Source organism: Polaromonas sp. (genome assembly GCF_018780625.1).
Classification (GTDB): Bacteria; Pseudomonadota; Gammaproteobacteria; order Burkholderiales; family Burkholderiaceae_C; genus Polaromonas.
The window spans coordinates 1-1,925 of the sequence record NZ_JADMJK010000165.1 but is presented as its reverse complement, the minus strand read 5'-3'; the positions used below and the strand labels follow the sequence as shown (position 1 = coordinate 1,925).

3 protein-coding genes are annotated in these 1,925 nt (G+C 67.1%); 2 read left to right on the top strand and 1 reads right to left on the bottom strand.

The annotated features are described in order from the left end of the window. Both IV091_RS13275 and IV091_RS13270 read left to right on the top strand, forming a co-directional pair. The coding region (locus IV091_RS13275; RefSeq protein ID WP_293469486.1) for a histidine phosphatase family protein at window positions 1-269 on the top strand (269 nt) is incomplete at its 5' end. Continuing rightward, complete coding sequence (locus IV091_RS13270) at window positions 266-1,456, top strand: DSD1 family PLP-dependent enzyme (RefSeq protein WP_293469484.1); 1,191 nt, start codon at window positions 266-268, stop codon at window positions 1,454-1,456. The genes IV091_RS13275 and IV091_RS13270, both read left to right, overlap by 4 nt. 19 nt (window positions 1,457-1,475) lie before the next feature. Here IV091_RS13270 and IV091_RS13265 read toward each other — a convergent pair. Beyond that, window positions 1,476-1,925 (bottom strand): Holliday junction DNA helicase RuvB C-terminal domain-containing protein (locus IV091_RS13265; protein WP_293469482.1); only part of this gene is annotated, 450 nt, incomplete at its 5' end.

Below are 1,925 nucleotides of genomic sequence, written 5' to 3'. Positions count from 1 at the left end.
CCGCCGAGCGGCTGGCCGCGCTACACCCCGGCGAGCTGATTGCGCTGGTGGGCCACGGCGGCGTGATGGACGTGCTGTACCGCGCCGCCACCCGGCTGGACCTCCAGGCACCGCGCACCTGGGCCCTGGGCAACACCGCCATCAACCGCCTGCTCTGGACGCCGGAGGGCTTTACGCTGGTGGGCTGGGCCGATACCCAGCACCTTGAGGACACTGCGCGCGATGACACCCTTCTGGCCGACGCCGTCAACGCCGTAAGCCGCGCATGAGCGCCCCGGCAGCCCAGTGGGACACATTGCTGGGCAAACCGGTCAGCGATGTCGATACGCCCGCCCTGGTGATTGACCTGGACGCCATGAAGCGCAACCTGAGCCGAATGGCCGAGTTTGCAAAAAAACACCGCATCCTCTGGCGTCCCCACGCCAAGCTGCACAAGAGCGTCGCATTGGCCAAAATGCAGATCAAGGCCGGCGCGGTAGGCGTGTGCGTGCAGAAAACCTCAGAGGCCGAGGTCATGGTGGCCGGCGGCGTCCACAACGTCTACATCACCAACCAGGTGATTGCCCCCGGCAAACTGGCCCGCGTGGCCGCGCTCACGCAACAAGTGGCGGCCCACGGGGGCCAGCTCGCCATTGCGGTGGACAGCACGGATGGCGTGATCCGGCTCGCGCAGGCCATGAACGAGGCCAGGGCCGGCGACGGTCAGGCCGGGGTGGCGACGGTGATTGACGTATTTGTTGAAATTGATGTCGGCCAGGGCCGCTGCGGCGTAGAGCCCGGACCGGCGGCCGTGCTGCTGGCGCTGGAAATCCGCAAGCACCCGGCGCTGCGCTTTGCCGGCCTGCAGGCCTACCATGGCAAGGCCCAGCACCTGCGCCACGCCCAGGACAGGCGCGAGGCCACGGCCCAGGCGGTGGCAGCGGCGCTCAGCACGCGCCAGCTGATCGAAGCCCAGGGGATTGCAGTGGACCTGGTCACAGGCGCTGGCACCGGCAGCCTGTTGCAGGAAGCGGCCAGTGGCGTGTATGGCGAGTTGCAGGCGGGCTCCTTCCTGTTCATGGACGCCGACTATGCGCAAAACGAGCGCGACCCGGCGCAGCCACATTTTGAGCACGCCCTGTTCGTCAAAACCCAGGTCATCAGCAGCAAGGGCAGCCATGCCGTGTGCGACGCCGGCCACAAAAGCCACGCCATTGATTCCGGCATGCCGCTGGTGCATGCCTTTGCCGGCGAGCGCATGCTGGACTACTTCAACGGCGGCGACGAACACGGTATCTTGCGGCCCGCTGCAGGCTGCACCCGCCTGCCCGCACTGGGCCAGATGCTGTGGCTGATTCCCGGCCACTGCGACCCGACCGTGAACCTGCACGATGTGATGATTGGCGTGAGCGGCGGCCTGCGCAGCGGCCTGGTGCGGCGCATCATCCAGGTCGATGCGCGCGGCGCGATGACCTGACCGGAAAGGCTGCGGGCCGTCAGGCGAACATGTCGTCGCCGCTAACCGGCGGCGCCACGCCCAGATGGCGGTATGCCGCCAGTGTGGCGATGCGCCCGCGCGGGGTGCGCTGCAAAAAACCCTGCTGAATCAGGTAGGGCTCGATCACGTCTTCAATCGTGTCACGCTCTTCGCCAATGCTGGCGGCTATGTTGTCCAGCCCGACCGGTCCGCCGTCAAAACGCAGAATCACCGCCTCCAGAAACTTGCGGTCCATCAGGTCAAAGCCCTGCGGGTCCACATCCAGCATGGCCAGCGCCCGGTTGGCAATGTCCAGCGAGATGGTTCCACTGCCCTTGACATCGGCGTAATCGCGCACCCGGCGCAGCAGGCGGTTAGCGATGCGCGGCGTGCCGCGCGAACGCCGGGCGATTTCAAAGCCGCCCTCCTCGTCCATGGGCGCGTTGAGCAGCCCAGCGCTGCGCCTGAC